The organism is Pseudomonas sp. H3_E07, from assembly GCF_054668895.1.
Map to the genome: position 1 here is coordinate 2,554,890 of NZ_CP162795.1, position 14,947 is coordinate 2,569,836.

The following is a 14,947-nucleotide window of genomic DNA, read 5'->3' on the forward strand; positions in this document are numbered from 1 at the left end:
GGAACGGGCGTGCGCGCGAAAGCGCAGGTTCAAGCACTGGGCATTTCAGCTCAATCAACGCCCGCGATCGCGCCGCAACACCTTCTTCACCCGCGCCACCAGCGTCTTGGCCTCAAACGGCTTGAGCAAATAGTCATCCTCATGCAACTCCAACCCGCGCAGGCGATCTTCAATCCCGCCCGGTGTGGTCAGGAACAGCAGCGGCGTCTCGCCCTTCTGCCGGATCGCCTGCTGCAGTTTCCAGGCATTGAGCCCCGGCAGCATCACATCCAGGATCACCAGGTCGTACTCGACGCCCTCGACAAACCGCTGCGCCGCCATGCCATTGGCCGCGACTTCCACGCTGTAGCCGGCCTCGTTCAGGCCCTGGGCCATCCGCTGTGCTTCTTCGGATTCATGTTCCACTAACAGCACACGCATAACACACCTCGTTTGATAGGCCTGCAGGCTAACACCCTCAGGTGTGCGCCGCCTGCCGTAGCCGCGGTACGTCGAGGATTTCAATCTCGCCATAGCCCAGACGCACAAGGCCCTGGGCTTGCAGATCCTTGAGCAGCGCGTTGGTGGTCTGGCGCGACAGGCTCAACATCGCTGCCAGGTCTTCCTGGGGTAGATGCAGTACACGCTTTGAATGCTCGGTATCGCCATAACCTTCAACAATCATCAACAAACGATGAGCCAACCGAACCGAGGCCGGCATCAGGCTGAGCTGTTCAAGGCCGATAAAACTCAGGCGCAGCTTCTGGCTCATCAGCAGCGCCAGGTCGCGCCAGTACCTGGGGCTGTCATCGAGTATGTTCAGCAGCGCCTGTTGTGGGACCTGCAGCAACGTGCAAGGCCCGACAGCGCAGGCATCGTGGGTACGTGGCAAGCCATCGAACAGGCAGATCTCGCCGAACCAAAAGGGTGACTCCACCAGGCTGAGAATCGCTTCCTTGCCCTGCTCGTTCACCGCACTGACCCGCAGGGTGCCGTCGAGTACCGCATACAAGCCACAGGGTGGGTCGCCGCGCTTGAACAAGTACTGTCCCGCCGTGAGCGGCCTCAATCGGGCCTGAGCCAGCAAGCTATGCTGAAAAGGCAAGGGCAGGTGACTGAACCAGTGACCGGTGGCCAACCGGGAGCGCCATTGGTCTGCATCCATGTGAACTCCGAAGATTGTCGCCCAGTTGACAGTACGCCACAGGCTGACAGGGCATGATCAAACATCCTACAGGAGGAATAACAATGAAAAGCCTCGTCGACCATCTCAGTCAATACGCCGCCTACCACCGAGACCCGCGCAACATCGCCAGCCACTTTATCGGCATCCCGCTGATTGTCGTCGCGGTCGCCGTGCTGTTGTCACGTCCGGAATGGAATGTCGGTGGGTTGTGGATCTCACCGGCCGTTCTGCTCGCGCTGTTTTGCGCGTGGTTTTACTTGCGCCTGGAGCTGGCGCTGGGTGTGCTGATGACGGTGCTGATCGGCTTGTCGGTGTGGGCCGGGCATGTGCTGGCGGCGCAGAGCACAATGGTGTGGCTCAGCAGCGGCGTGGGGATGTTTGTGGTGGGTTGGGTGATTCAGTTTGTCGGCCACTATTACGAAGGCAGGAAGCCGGCGTTTGTGGATGACGTGTCGGGGCTGATTGTAGGGCCGTTGTTTGTGGTGGCGGAGCTGGCGTTTCTGCTGGGGTTGCGGCAGGGGCTCAAGCAGCAGATCGAAGCGCGGTCGGGGCCTGTGGCGGTGCGCGCGAAAAACGCCACGGTCTGACAGACCCTAGAGATCAAATGTGGGAGCCGGGCCTGCCCGGCTCCCACAGGGTTTTGCGCTGTTTGGAGGCTTAGGCTTTTTGCCAGACCTTGGGCTTGAAGAACAGGGTCTCGCCGCGCGCCAAACCGGTCAGGCTATCGTGGTCTTTCACCACTTCGGCTTCGATAAGTTCGCTCTGGCCTTCAACTTTCAACGTCACACGCGTGGTCGCGCCCAGCGGGCGAATATCCCGCACTTCGGCGGCGTGATGGTCTTCCAGCTCATGGCGCGACAGCGACACTTCATGGGGACGGAACAGCACGTGTTTGTCTTCACCCAAGTGCAGGCGGTTCGAATCACCCAGGAAGTGGTAGACGAAGTCGCTGGCCGGGTTTTCGTAGACGTCACCCGGTGAGCCGATCTGCTCGATCACCCCCTTGTTCATCACCACGATGCGGTCGGCGACTTCCATGGCCTCTTCCTGGTCGTGGGTCACGAACACCGAGGTCAGGTTGATGTCTTCGTGCAGGCGCGCCAGCCAGCGGCGCAATTCTTTTCGCACCTTGGCGTCGAGGGCGCCGAAGGGCTCGTCAAGCAGCAGCACCTTGGGTTCCACCGCCAGGGCGCGGGCCAGGGCGATACGTTGACGCTGGCCACCGGACAGCTGCTCCGGGTAGCGATCCGACAACCAATCCAGCTGCACCATGTTCAGCAGCTCATGCACCTTGACTGCGATCTGGCTCTCGCTCGGACGCTGGTTCTTCGGTTTCATGCGCAGGCCGAAGGCGACGTTGTCGAACACGGTCATGTGGCGGAACAACGCATAGTGCTGGAATACGAAGCCCACGTTGCGATCACGCACGTCATGGCCGGACACGTCTTCACCGTGGAACACGATGCTGCCGTCATCCGGGGTTTCGAGGCCGGCGATGATGCGCAGCAAGGTGGTCTTGCCGCAACCGGACGGGCCAAGCAACGCCACCAGCTCGCCACTCTGGATGTCCAGATTGATGCTGTTCAGGGCCTTGAAGGCGTTGAAGTTCTTGCTGACATTACGGACTTCGATCGACATGACTTATTCCTCAGCCGCACCGGCGCGCAGGCGGTTAATACGGTTCTCGCTCCACTGCTTGAGCAGCAGGATAAAGAGCGCCAGGATCAGCAACAGACTCGCCACCGCAAACGCGGCAACGTGGTTGTATTCGTTGTAGAGAATCTCGACGTGCAGCGGCAGGGTGTTGGTCACGCCGCGAATGTGGCCAGACACCACCGACACCGCGCCGAACTCACCCATGGCCCGTGCGGTACACAGCACCACGCCGTAGATCAGACCCCATTTGATATTCGGCACGGTCACATGCCAGAACATCTGCCAGCCATTGGCGCCGAGCAGACGCGCAGCCTCTTCTTCCTGGGTGCCCTGCTCCTGCATCAGCGGGATCAGTTCACGGGCCACAAAGGGCACGGTGACGAAGATGGTCGCCAGCACGATGCCGGGCAAGGCGAACACAATCTGGATGTCATGGTCCTGCAACCACGGGCCAAAGAAACCCTGGGCCCCGAACATCAGCACATAGACCAGGCCGGCGATGACCGGCGACACCGAGAACGGCAAATCGATGAGCGTCACCAGGATGCTTTTGCCACGGAACGAATACTTGCTCACGCACCACGCGGCGCTGACGCCGAACACCAGGTTGAGCGGCACCGAAATCACCACGGCGATCACCGTGAGTTTCAGCGCCGACAACGCATCGGGTTCGAGGATCGCGGTGAAGAACGCCCCGAGGCCGTTCTTCAGGCCTTGGGTGACCACGATAAACAGCGGCAACAGCAGGAACAGCGCGAACACCAGCCAGCCTAGGCCGATCAGGATACGTCGGGACGCAGCGCTGCCACGGCGGGCGGCGTTGGCCGAGGACGCGGCGGAAATAGACGATTGGGACATGTTCCGCGCCTCCTTATGGACGTTCGATGCGCCGCTGCAACAAGTTGATCAGCAGCAGCAGGACAAAGGAAACCACCAGCATCAGCACGCCGATGGACGTGGCGCCGCGGTAGTCGTATTGGTCGAGCTTGACCATGATCAGCAAGGGCAGGATCTCGGTTTTCATCGGCATGTTGCCGGCGATGAAAATCACCGAGCCGTATTCACCGACGCCACGGGCAAACGCCAGGGCGAAACCGGTCAACCACGCTGGCAGCAACGCGGGTACGAGGATGTGCCGGAACACCTGCAACGGCTTGGCACCCAGGCAGGCGGCGGCTTCTTCGACTTCCCGAGGGATATCGGCGAGTACCGGCTGCACCGTGCGCACCACGAACGGCAGGGTGACGAAGGTCAGCGCCAGGGTGATGCCCAAGGGGGTATAGGCGATCTTGAAGCCCAGGTCGGCGGCGAACTGGCCGACCAGGCCGTTAGGCGTGTACAGCGCGGTCAGCGCGATACCGGCGACGGCGGTGGGCAAAGCGAACGGCAGGTCGATCATCGCATCGATGATCTTGCGGCCAGGGAAGGTGTAACGCACCAGCACCCAGGCGAGCAGCGTACCGATCACGCCGTTGATCAGCGCGGCGTACAGCGCGGTGCTGAAGCTCAGTTGCAACGCCGCCAACACGCGCGGTGCGGAGATGATGTTCCAGAACTGATCCCAGGTGAGTTGAGCGGCGTGTACAAACATCGCCGCGAGGGGGATGAGTACGATCAGGCTGAGGTACACCACGGTGTAGCCCAGCGTCAGCCCGAAGCCGGGTATGACGGGGGAGATACGACGCGACATAAGAGTCCTTGGTTAAGGGAAAACCACTGAAGGCACACACGTCCTGTGGGAGCTGGCTTGCCTGCGATGCAAGCGCCTCGGTATGTCAGTCACACCGCGGTGATGCTATCGCAGGCAAGCCAGCTCCCACAGGGCAAAGCGTGCGCCGCCAGATTGCGTTATTGCGCGGTGTAAATCTGGTCGAACACGCCACCGTCATTAAAGAATTTCGGTTGGGCAGTTTTCCAGCCGCCGAAGTCTTTGTCGATAGTCACCAGGTCCAGTTTCGGGAACTGCTGGGCGTATTTGGCGGCCACTTTTGCATCGCGTGGGCGGTAGAAGTTCTTGGCCGCAATCTCCTGGCCAGCCGGGCTGTACAGGTGCTTCAGGTATTCAGTGGCGATTTCGGTGTTGCCCTTTTTCTCGGCGTTCTTGTCGACCACGGCCACCGGCGGCTCCGCGAGGATCGACAGGGAAGGCACGACGATATCGAACTTATCAGCACCGCCATCTTCTTTCAGGGCCAGGAAGGCTTCGTTTTCCCAAGCCAGCAACACATCACCCTGACCGTTGTTGACGAAGGTGATGGTCGAACCGCGAGCGCCGGTGTCCAGTACGGGGACGTGTTTGAACAGCTCTTTCACGTATTCCTGGGCCTTGGCTTCGCTGCCGCCGGTTTTCAGGCCATAGGCCCAAGCGGCGAGGAAGTTCCAGCGGGCGCCGCCGGAGGTTTTCGGGTTCGGGGTGATCACGGACACGTCTTTCTTGATCAGGTCGCCCCAATCCTTGATGCCTTTAGGGTTGCCCTTGCGCACCAGGAACACGATGGTCGAGGTGTACGGGGTGCTGGCGTCCGGCAGGCGGGTCTGCCAGTTCTCCGGCAGGGTCTTGCCCAGCTTGGCGATTTCGTCGATGTCACCGGCCAGGGCCAAGGTGACCACGTCGGCGCGCAGGCCGTCGATCACGGCACGGCCTTGCTTGCCCGAACCACCGTGGGATTGCTGGATCTTGACGTTGTCACCTGGGTGGGACTGTTTCCAGAACTGGGTGAACTCCGCGTTGTAGTCCTGGTACAGCTCACGGGTCGGGTCGTACGAGACGTTGAGCAACTCGTAGTCCTTGGCAACGGCGGAACCTGCAAACACGGCGCTGGCCAGTGCGGCCAGGGCATAACGGCGAATCGACGACATAGAAGCTCCTGAAATTCTGGGTGTTGGCTTTTTCTTATAGTTGCGGGTCTAGCATGCGAATCGCCGTTCTTGCCTAGCTCGGCTTGTTGCCCGGGTTCTGCAGTCGGAATTTTTCCTTGCGTTCAATCTGTACCACTTGCGCGTTATGCACGGTGATTTCCACCGCACCAAACCGCAGATCGCGCAACGCGCTCTGGATCTCACGCAAAATGGCTGCTTCGTCCTGGCCGTCGACGCTACGTAGAGAGGCGCTCATGGTCTCGCTCCTTAAATGAATAGTGCCTTGCAGTGGCGGCACTGCTTGCGGCGTGAGAGCGATAGTAGATAAGCGCAGATATTCTTAAAAATACTATTTAAGAATGCTTATATAACCAGAAAGAATTTTCTGGTGTGACGTGGGGTTGCGCGCGGGTTCGGTGCCCGAGCACCGAAAATAAAGCCTTGAGAAGATCCATTTTGGCCGCCTTTCACTCTCGAATGGCGGGTGCTTTCGACCAATCGATCTCGCCCGCTGGCACTGGTCGACCAAACCAATACCCCTGCCCCAGGTCGCACTGCTGGTCGAGCAGGAAACGCGCCTGCTCCAGTTGCTCGATCCCTTCGGCGTGCACCTGCATGCCCATGCTTTTTGCCAGGGCGATCACCACGCGCACGATCGCCGCGTCGTCTTCATCCCACGGCAACCCGGCGACGAAGCCTTGGTCGATCTTGAGCTTCTGCACCGGCAGGCGCTTGAGGCGCAACAGCGACGAGTAACCGGTACCAAAATCATCGATGGCCAGGCGCAGGCCCAGCTCGCGCAGGCGGTGCAGTTGCTCCAGCGCCACCTCCGGGTCCTCCATCACGGCGCTTTCGGTGACTTCCAACTCCAGGAAAGCCGGATCCAGGCCGGTGTCGTGCAGCACCTGGGCCACCTGCTCGTACAACTCGCGCCGGGCAAACAGGCGGCTGGAGACGTTGATGGCGATAAAACTCAGCGGCGTACCCTGCGCCAGCCAATCACACATCTGTCGGCAGGCCTGGTTCATCACCCAGGCGTCGATATCGGCAATCAACCCGGTGCGTTCGGCAATCGGGATAAATTCCCCAGGCGGCACCAGGCCACGCTCCGGGTGTTGCCAGCGCACCAGCGCTTCGACGCCGATCAGGCGGCTGTCGTTGAGGTCATGCACCGGTTGGTAGTAGACGCACAGCTCTTGCTGCTCAAGGGCACGGCGCAGCTCACTGGCGATTTCCACGCGGTTCTGCGCATGGGCGGTCAGCTCTTCGGTGTACAGGGCGTAGCCTTCACGGCCAGCGCTCTTGGCCTTGAACAGCGCTGAGTCGGCATTACGCAGCAATTGCTCCGCGCTCAGGGCGTCGCTGGGGAACAGGCTGATACCAATACTGGCGCTGATAAACAGCTGGTGGCCGTCAAAGATGAAGGGCTGCTTCATCGCGTCCAGCATGCGCTGCGCCAGGCCCGCGGCCTGAGCCACCTGTGGACAACTTTCCGCCAGCACCGCGAACTCATCCCCCCCCAGGCGCGCCAAGGTCACGCCAGGGCCGAACAGCGCCTTGAGCCGTTCGCCGACGAGCTTGAGCAACTGATCGCCGACGTTATGGCCGAGGCTGTCGTTGATGATCTTGAAGTGGTCCAGGTCCAGCAACAACAAGGCGCAGCCACGCTTGTGGGTTTGCGCCGAGGCCAGCGCCTGTTCGGCGCGGTCGGTGAACAACAGGCGGTTGGGCAGGTCGGTCAGCGGGTCATGATGGGCCAGGTGAGCCAGTTCGTGCTCGGAGTCCTTGATGGCGCTGATATCGGAAAACACTGCGACGTAATGGCTGACCTGACCCTGATCATCGTGAATCACGCGAATGGTCTGCCACTGGGGATAAATTTCACCGCTTTTGCGTCGGTTCCAGATCTCACCGCTCCATTCGCCGGTGCGCTCCAGGCTCTGGAACATCTGCTGATAGAAATTCGACGAATGGCGACCGGACTTGAACAGGCTGGGCTGTTGGCCCATGACGTCTTCGCGGCTGTAGCCGGTGATTTCCATGAAGGCCCGGTTGACGTGCACGATCAGCCCCTTTGTGTCAGTGACCAACACCCCTTCACGGGTGCAATCGAACACAGCGGCAGCCTGGCGCAAGCGTTCGCGGTTTTCTTTCAAAGGCTGTTGCAGTTGGTTGGCCCGGGCAAATCGGGCGCAGATCAGGTAGATCGCCAAGGCGCTCAGTGTCACCCACACGTAGCCGCGCACCTGCAGCCAGTGGTTCAACTCACTCTGGTTATCGAGAAACTCGATCAATACGCGCTGAGTGACGCCAATCCACAGGACGGAAATCAACAGGTATACCAGCCCCGCACGTAGGGCACCCCGGTATGAAAACGGCATATGGTCAGTAATCCTTACCAAAAAGACAGAGTCGCCCTACAAAGACTGCGGATTATAGAATAAGAAACATCCAGTCACTCCTATCTGAAAGCGTGGCTGGTTTTCTCTGTAGGCTGAGTGATAATGCGTGAGCTGTTCTTTTCTTTATCTGAGGGCCATACAGCCTATGTGGTACAACGGTTTTCTTGACCTGTCAGCCTGGCAACTGGTGGCGGTCACTCTGTTGATGACCCACGTGACCATCGTTGCGGTCACAGTCTATCTGCATCGCTATTCCGCCCATCGCTCCCTGGAGCTCAATGCCGGTCTTAAACACTTCTTCCGCTTCTGGCTGTGGCTGACCACGGCGCAGAACACCCGCGAATGGACCGCCATCCACCGCAAGCACCACGCCAAGTGCGAAACGGTCGACGACCCGCACAGCCCCGTCATCAAAGGCTTGTCCACCGTGATGCGCAAAGGCGCCGAGCTGTACCGCGCCGAGGCCGAAAACCCCGAGACCCTGCGCATCTACGGCAAGAACTGCCCGGATGACTGGATCGAACGCAAAATCTACACCCCCTATCCGCTGCTGGGCGTGGCGATCATGGGTGTGATCGACCTGCTGCTGTTCGGTACCATCGGCATTACCATCTGGGCCATCCAGATGATGTGGATTCCGTTCTGGGCCGCCGGCGTGATCAATGGCCTTGGGCATGCCGTGGGCTATCGCAACTTCGAATGCCGTGACGCGGCGACCAACCTGGTGCCGTGGGGCATCATCGTTGGCGGCGAAGAGCTGCATAACAACCACCACACCTACCCCAACTCGGCCAAGCTGTCGGTGAAGAAGTGGGAGTTCGACCTGGGCTGGGCCTGGATCAAGGTGTTCAGCTTCCTGCGCCTGGCCAAGGTGCAGCGTGTCGCGCCCATCGCCCACCGCGTGGAAGGCAAGGGCCACCTGGACATGGACACCGCCATGGCGATCCTCAACAACCGCTTCCAGATCATGGCCCAGTACCGCAAGCTGGTGATTGGCCCGTTGGTCAAGCAGGAGCTGGAAAAGGTCGATCACTCGGTGCGTCACCAGTTCCATCGTGCCAAGCGCTTGCTGTCGCGGGAAACCAGCTTGCTCGATGACCGCCATCACCTGCGTATCCAGAACATGCTGGAACACAGCCACGCGCTGAAAGTGATCTACGAAAAGCGCCTGGCGCTGCAGCAGATCTGGCTCAAGACCAGTTCCAATGGCCACGATATGCTGGCGGCGATCAAGGAATGGGTGCATGAAGCCGAGGCCAGCGGCATCCAGTCCCTGCGGGATTTCGCTCACCAATTGAAGACTTATTCGCTGCGTCCTGCGGCAGTCTGATGGTGCGGTGGGAGGGCTTGCTCTCCCACCTACCAGCTTTTTGGCGTCATTTACCGGGCACCGGCAATCGGCACTATTGACGGAACTTCACCGCAATTACCCTCTCTCAATGAACACTTCGCCATCATGGTGGCCCCTTGTAGCGACCGCTGCTCCAGCCTGCGGCGCGCCCAGAGAGAGTTGTGCCGATGGTTCACGAAAATCCTTATTTGCCCGATCCTCCCACCGCTGAACATCCGCGTCCGGCTGCGGCTGCGACCCTGTTGGCGTTGGTGCATGCCCAGGGTGAAGTCGAGCGGTTGAGCGAGCGGGAACAACTGCTGAGTTCGATGTTGGTGAGTGTCAACGCCGTGCTCTGGGCCATGGATTGGGAAACGCGCCGGGTGCTCTACGTAAGCCCGGCCTACGAGCGCGTGTTCGGACGCTCTGCCGGCCTGCTGCTGGCCGATCATCGGGAATGGCGCAACAGCATTCACCCCGAAGACCTCGACTATGCCGAACACAGCCTGGCCCGCGTGCTGGAACGGGGCGCCGTGGAGGACCGTGAGTACCGCATCATCACCGCTGACGGGCAGATCCGCTGGTTGAGCGACAAATGCTACATCAACCAGCGGGTCGAGCCCGGAGAACCGTTGATCGTGGTGGGCATGGCCGAAGACATCACCGAAAAGAAACAGATGGAGCTGGAGCTGCATCGCCTGGCCACCACCGATGTGCTGACCCAGAGCAGTAACCGCCGGCACTTCTTCGAGTGCGCCAACCTGGCCTTCGACACGGCCTGTGCCAAAGGAGAACCGCTGGCCTTCCTGCTGCTGGACATCGATGACTTCAAGGACGTCAACGACAGCTACGGCCACCTGGAGGGTGATCAAGTGTTGCGGCGTATCGCCGAGAGCGGTCGCGGGGTATTGCGCCGTGGTGATCTGTTCGGACGCATTGGCGGCGAAGAGTTCGCCGCCGTCCTGCCCGGCTGTGCGCCGGAGATGGCCTTGCAAGTGGCTGAGCGGTTGGGCCGGGAGATTCAGGAACTGAGCTTCAGCTATGAGGGCCAGGCGTTCAGCGTGACCATCAGTCAGGGCCTGGCCAGCCTCACCGAGGCAGATTCGACCCTGGACAGCCTGTTCGCCCGAGCCGATGCCGCCATGTACGAGGCCAAACGCTTGGGCAAGAACCGCGTGGTGGCCGGCTGACGCTAAGCCTTGCGGATCCGCGTCAATTCCGCCAACCCGACCCTGAGCAATCGCGCAGTCTTGCTTCTGGCCAGCTCCTCCAAGCCTTCATGCTCAGTCAAACGCGCCATCTGCGCCGCCAGGTTCACTACCAGCGCTTCCCGGGCATACACGCCGCCCTCCAACGCATAAATCGCCGCGATCAACTGGCGCAGTTCCAGTGGCAAACGCCAACGTGTGCGCAGCGCTGAACCATAGGCCGCGCCAAAGGTGTAGAGAGACTCACCAATCGCTTCGTCATCCAGCGCACCACCGCCCTGGCGCCAGTTTTCCAGGCAGCGCAATAGCGCCAGGTCGCCGAGCCGATGGAGGATGCCGGCGCTGTAACAGCGTTCGTGGTCCAGCTCCAGCATGCGCGCCAGCCGCCGAGCGTAGTCGGCGGTGTCCAGGGACAATTGCCAGTGGCGCTCGGCATAGGCCACCAAAGCCGGGTCCCCCAGCACCACGTTGTGTTTGAGCGCCAGGCCGAGGATCAGGTTCATGCTTTGCCCCGGCACCAGCTTATGCAGGGCAGCGGGCAAGGTTTGCACGGGTGTGCCGTGATGGCCGGCGCTGTTGGCGGCGGCGATCAGCACGGCGGTGATTTGCGGGTCCATGCGCACCTGGTCCTCCAGGCGCTTGAGATCCAGGCCATCGGGGCCGAGGCTGTGTTGCACGGCGGCTTTCACATCGACTCGCAAGGGTGCGCCATCGGACGCTTCGCGGCGGCGCTCCAGGAACACGGGCAAGGTCATGCCGGGCGCCAGCGGCGGAACCTCGCAGTACACCGTTTCGCCTTCGTTGAGCAGCAGGTCTTGCAGGCGCTGGGTCAGGCCTTCCATGTTCAGCGGTTTGGTCAGGTACGCCGTAGGCGCCAGGGGCAAGGCTTCGCGCACGCTGGCGCTGTCATTGCGGCTGCTCAGCAGAATGAACGGCAACGCCGGCGAGCGGCGCTGCTGGCGCACGTTGCGCAGCAGGCTCAGACCATCGACGCCCGGAAGCTCCCAATCGGCCAGGATCAGATCGTAGTTTTTTTCTCGCAGCAACGTCACCGCGTGCTGCCCATCGGCACACACATCGAGCCGCGCGTCGCAGCGCACATTCAACAACACCTGCTTGAGCAGGTCCCGCGACCAGGGGTCCGCCTCGGCAATCAACACGCGGGGTACAGCGGGTAAATCAACAGCAGTCATCCAGCACGCTCCATCGGCAATGCTGCAACCTTAGACAATGCAGACGCCCAGGTACAATGAACACGGCCTGAATGTGCGGCAATGGGCATAAAAAAACCCGCCGAAGCGGGTTTTTTCTGTCGATCAGGTCAATTTCCGCTTACAGCTCGGAGAAGCACTCTTCGATGATCGCCAAGCCTTTGTCCAACTGCTCGTCCGGCGAGGTCAGCGGGACCAGTACGCGCAACACGTTGCCGTAGGTGCCGCAGCTCAACAGGATCAGGCCCTTTTCACGCGCCTTGGCCACCACGGAGGCAACGGCAGCGGCGTTTGGCTTATGGGTGTCGCCGTCGTCAAACAGCTCAACCGCGATCATTGCGCCCAGAGCGCGCACTTCGCCGATCACCGGGTACTTGGCCTGGATCGCTTTCAGACCGGTCACCAGACGCTCGCCGACAGCCTTGCAGCGGTCCAGCAGGTGCTCTTCTTCGAACACTTCCATCACGGCCAGGGCCGCAGCGCAGGCGATCGGGCTACCCGCGTAGGTGCCGCCCAGGCCGCCTGGCGCGATGGCGTCCATGTATTCGGCCTTGCCGCACACACCGGCCAGCGGGAAACCGCCAGCGATGGATTTGGCGAAGGTGGTCAGGTCGGCAGCAACGCCCATTTGCTCCATGGCGAAAAAGGTGCCGGTACGGCCGGCACCGGTTTGCACTTCGTCGGCGATCAGCAGGATGCCGTGCTTGTCGCACAGTTCGCGCAGGCGCTTCATGAAGGATTTGGGCGCGACGTAGAAACCGCCTTCACCCTGCACCGGTTCGATGATGATGGCGGCGATGTCACGCGGCTCGGCATCGTTCTTGAAGATGCGTTCGATGCTGGCGATGGCGTCGTCGTCGCTCACACCGTGCAGTTCGTTCGGGAACAGCGCGCGGAACACGCCACCTGGCATCAGGCCCATGCCTGCCGAGTAAGGCACAACTTTACCGGTGAGGCCCAGGGTCATCATGGTGCGGCCGTGGTAGGCCCCGGTGAAGGCGATCACGCCAGCACGGCCGGTGGCAGCACGGGCGATTTTCACGGCGTTTTCGACAGCTTCGGAACCGGTGGTGACCAGCAGGGTTTTCTTGGCGAAATCACCTGGGACCTTGGCGTTGATTTTCTCGCACAGCTCCACGTAAGGCTCGTAGGCCAGGACCTGGAAGCAGGTGTGAGTCAGCTTGTTCAGTTGCTCGGTCACGGCCGCGATGATTTTCGGGTGCACGTGGCCGGTGTTCAGCACGGCGATACCGCCGGCGAAGTCGATGAACTCGCGACCTTCAACGTCGGTCACGGTGGCGTTCTTCGCGGATTCGGCGAAGATCGGGTGAATCTGGCCAACACCGCGTGGTACAGCGGCTTCGCGGCGCTTCATCAGGGATGCGTTGGTCTTGCTCATAAAGTCCTCATTCGCCACTCATCGGGTGGCGTGGTCCAAGGAATACGTGGCGGGGAGGCAACTACGGCAGCATGCGATGATCGACTGCCACAGCTTTCCCGGCCACTACGAATTACGCGGTGAAACACGCAAAGGGACAGCGCTCTCGTGCCCTCTGCGTTTGCGGCAAACTCGTGCTGGTCAGATGCCCAGGCAGAGGTATTTGATTTCCAGGTAATCCTCGATCCCGTATTTGGAACCTTCACGGCCCAGGCCCGAAGCCTTGATACCGCCGAACGGCGCCACTTCGTTGGAGATCAACCCGGTGTTGACGCCGACCATGCCGTATTCCAGGGCTTCAGCCACACGGAACACACGGCCCAGGTCGCGGGCATAGAAATAAGAGGCCAGGCCGAACTCGGTGTCGTTGGACATCGCGATCACTTCGGCTTCGTCCTTGAAGCGGAACAGCGGTGCCAGCGGACCAAAGGTTTCTTCCTTGGCGACGGCAGCGTCTTTCGGCACGTTGGTGAGGATGGTCGGCTCGAAGAAATTGCCTTCCATCACCTTGCCACCGGCCAGCAACGTGGCGCCTTTTTTCAGGGCGTCGGCGATGTGTTCCTGCACCTTGGCCACGGCTTTTTCGTCGATCAGCGGGCCGGTGGTGGTGCCTTCTTCCAGACCGTTGCCGATCTTCAACTTGGCCACGGCCACTTTGAGTTTTTCGGCAAAGGCGTCGTACACCGAATCCTGGATGTACAGGCGGTTGGCACAGACGCACGTCTGGCCGTTGTTGCGGTACTTGGAGATGATCGCGCCTTCGACGGCCTTATCCAGGTCCGCGTCGTCGAACACGATGAACGGCGCGTTGCCGCCCAGTTCCAGGGAGACTTTCTTGATGTCCTTGGCGCATTCGGCCATCAGCTGGCGACCGATTTCGGTCGAGCCGGTGAAGGACAATTTGCGCACGATCGGGTTGCTGGTCAGCTCGCCGCCGATGTCGCCGGCACTGCCAGTGACCACACTCAGCACGCCTTTCGGGATACCGGCACGGTGCGCCAATTCAACCAGGGCCAGTGCCGAGAACGGCGTTTGCGAAGCAGGCTTGATCACCATGGTGCAACCGGCGGCCAGGGCCGGGCCGGCTTTACGGGTGATCATCGCCGCCGGGAAGTTCCACGGGGTGATGGCGGCGGTCACGCCGATCGGCTGCTTGATCACGATCAGGCGCTTGTCAGGCTGGTGGCCGGGAATCACGTCGCCATAGATGCGCTTGGCTTCCTCGGCGAACCATTCGATAAAGGAAGCGGCGTAAACGATCTCGCCCTTGGCTTCGGCCAGCGGCTTGCCTTGTTCCAGGGTCATCAGGCGGCCGAGGTCGTCCTGGTTCTCGATCAGCAGTTCGAACCAGCGGCGCAGCTTGTTCGCGCGCTCCTTGGCGGTCAGTGCACGCCAGGCCGGTAGCGCCTTGTCAGCGGCTTCGATAGCGCGGCGGGTTTCAGCGGCGCCCATCTTTGGCACAGTACCGAGAATCTCGCCCGTGGCAGGGTTATTGACCTTGAGGGTCTGACCGTTGTCCGCATCGACCCAAGCGCCATCGATAAAGGCTTGCTGGCGGAACAACTGGGCATCTTTAAGCTGCATGTCGGCTTTCCTTAACAGCACCGCGCGCACGCGGAGCGAATTAGAGTTGTTGAAAGGCGCCTTGTGGGCTGCCGTCAGGGAAATCAGCCCCAGC

General features: G+C 60.9%; 14 protein-coding genes. 3 read left to right on the plus strand and 11 right to left on the minus strand.

From position 1 onward, the window contains the following. Positions 1–54: 54 nt before the first annotated feature. Together AB4O08_RS11570 and AB4O08_RS11575 are read right to left on the minus strand one after the other, a co-directional pair. A complete protein-coding gene (locus tag AB4O08_RS11570; RefSeq protein ID WP_010214162.1) occupies positions 55–420 on the minus strand; it encodes a response regulator in 366 nt (121 codons plus the stop codon). Between the two features lie 37 nt (positions 421–457). Then, entirely contained in the window at positions 458–1,144 is a 687-nt protein-coding gene (locus tag AB4O08_RS11575) for a Crp/Fnr family transcriptional regulator (RefSeq protein ID WP_010214163.1), read from the minus strand. A gap of 83 nt (positions 1,145–1,227) precedes the next feature. Between AB4O08_RS11575 and AB4O08_RS11580 the strand changes: the two genes are divergently transcribed. After that, entirely contained in the window at positions 1,228–1,752 is a 525-nt protein-coding gene (locus AB4O08_RS11580; protein WP_010214164.1) for an Mpo1 family 2-hydroxy fatty acid dioxygenase, read from the plus strand. Between the two features lie 70 nt (positions 1,753–1,822). On the opposite strand, the gene AB4O08_RS11585 is transcribed toward AB4O08_RS11580, so the two are convergent. The 6 genes from AB4O08_RS11585 to dibA all read right to left on the minus strand — a co-directional run bounded on the left by AB4O08_RS11585 (position 1,823) and on the right by dibA (position 8,061). Further along, positions 1,823–2,803 (minus strand): sulfate/molybdate ABC transporter ATP-binding protein, encoded by a 981-nt coding sequence (locus tag AB4O08_RS11585; RefSeq protein WP_034101869.1) that lies wholly within the window; start codon positions 2,801–2,803, stop codon positions 1,823–1,825. A gap of 3 nt (positions 2,804–2,806) precedes the next feature. After that, positions 2,807–3,679: a sulfate ABC transporter permease subunit CysW gene (cysW, locus tag AB4O08_RS11590; protein WP_010214166.1), complete on the minus strand. Its 873-nt coding sequence runs from the start codon at positions 3,677–3,679 to the stop codon at positions 2,807–2,809. 13 nt (positions 3,680–3,692) lie between these two features. Continuing rightward, positions 3,693–4,511 carry a sulfate ABC transporter permease subunit CysT gene (gene cysT, locus AB4O08_RS11595; protein ID WP_010214167.1) on the minus strand — a complete coding sequence of 273 codons (819 nt, stop codon included), beginning with the start codon at positions 4,509–4,511 and terminating at the stop codon, positions 3,693–3,695. A 158-nt stretch (positions 4,512–4,669) separates the two neighbouring features. After that, a complete protein-coding gene (locus AB4O08_RS11600; RefSeq protein WP_021491633.1) occupies positions 4,670–5,680 on the minus strand; it encodes a sulfate ABC transporter substrate-binding protein in 1,011 nt (336 codons plus the stop codon). 73 nt (positions 5,681–5,753) lie between these two features. Next, positions 5,754–5,936: a sulfur starvation response protein OscA gene (oscA, locus tag AB4O08_RS11605; RefSeq protein ID WP_003170956.1), complete on the minus strand. Its 183-nt coding sequence runs from the start codon at positions 5,934–5,936 to the stop codon at positions 5,754–5,756. 211 nt (positions 5,937–6,147) lie between these two features. Then, positions 6,148–8,061, minus strand: coding sequence for a phosphodiesterase DibA (dibA, locus tag AB4O08_RS11610; protein WP_045791421.1), 1,914 nt, complete (start codon positions 8,059–8,061; stop codon positions 6,148–6,150). A gap of 166 nt (positions 8,062–8,227) precedes the next feature. Between dibA and desA the strand changes: the two genes are divergently transcribed. Further along, positions 8,228–9,412, plus strand: coding sequence for a delta-9 fatty acid desaturase DesA (gene desA, locus AB4O08_RS11615; RefSeq protein WP_010214171.1), 1,185 nt, complete (start codon positions 8,228–8,230; stop codon positions 9,410–9,412). Between the two features lie 188 nt (positions 9,413–9,600). Further along, positions 9,601–10,602 carry a GGDEF domain-containing protein gene (locus AB4O08_RS11620; RefSeq protein WP_010214174.1) on the plus strand — a complete coding sequence of 334 codons (1,002 nt, stop codon included), beginning with the start codon at positions 9,601–9,603 and terminating at the stop codon, positions 10,600–10,602. 2 nt (positions 10,603–10,604) lie between these two features. Here the strand turns inward: AB4O08_RS11620 and AB4O08_RS11625 are convergent, their stop codons facing one another. The 3 genes from AB4O08_RS11625 to gabD all read right to left on the minus strand — a co-directional run bounded on the left by AB4O08_RS11625 (position 10,605) and on the right by gabD (position 14,853). Further along, positions 10,605–11,813: an HDOD domain-containing protein gene (locus tag AB4O08_RS11625; RefSeq protein WP_010214176.1), complete on the minus strand. Its 1,209-nt coding sequence runs from the start codon at positions 11,811–11,813 to the stop codon at positions 10,605–10,607. Between the two features lie 139 nt (positions 11,814–11,952). Beyond that, the gene (gabT, locus tag AB4O08_RS11630) at positions 11,953–13,230 is read right to left on the minus strand and encodes a 4-aminobutyrate--2-oxoglutarate transaminase (protein ID WP_021491636.1); all 1,278 of its coding nucleotides are present in this window, start codon (positions 13,228–13,230) and stop codon (positions 11,953–11,955) included. Positions 13,231–13,410: 180 nt separating this feature from the next. Next, on the minus strand, positions 13,411–14,853 hold the full coding sequence (gabD, locus tag AB4O08_RS11635; protein WP_010214182.1) for an NADP-dependent succinate-semialdehyde dehydrogenase: 1,443 nt from the start codon (positions 14,851–14,853) through the stop codon (positions 13,411–13,413). Positions 14,854–14,947: the final 94 nt, after the last annotated feature.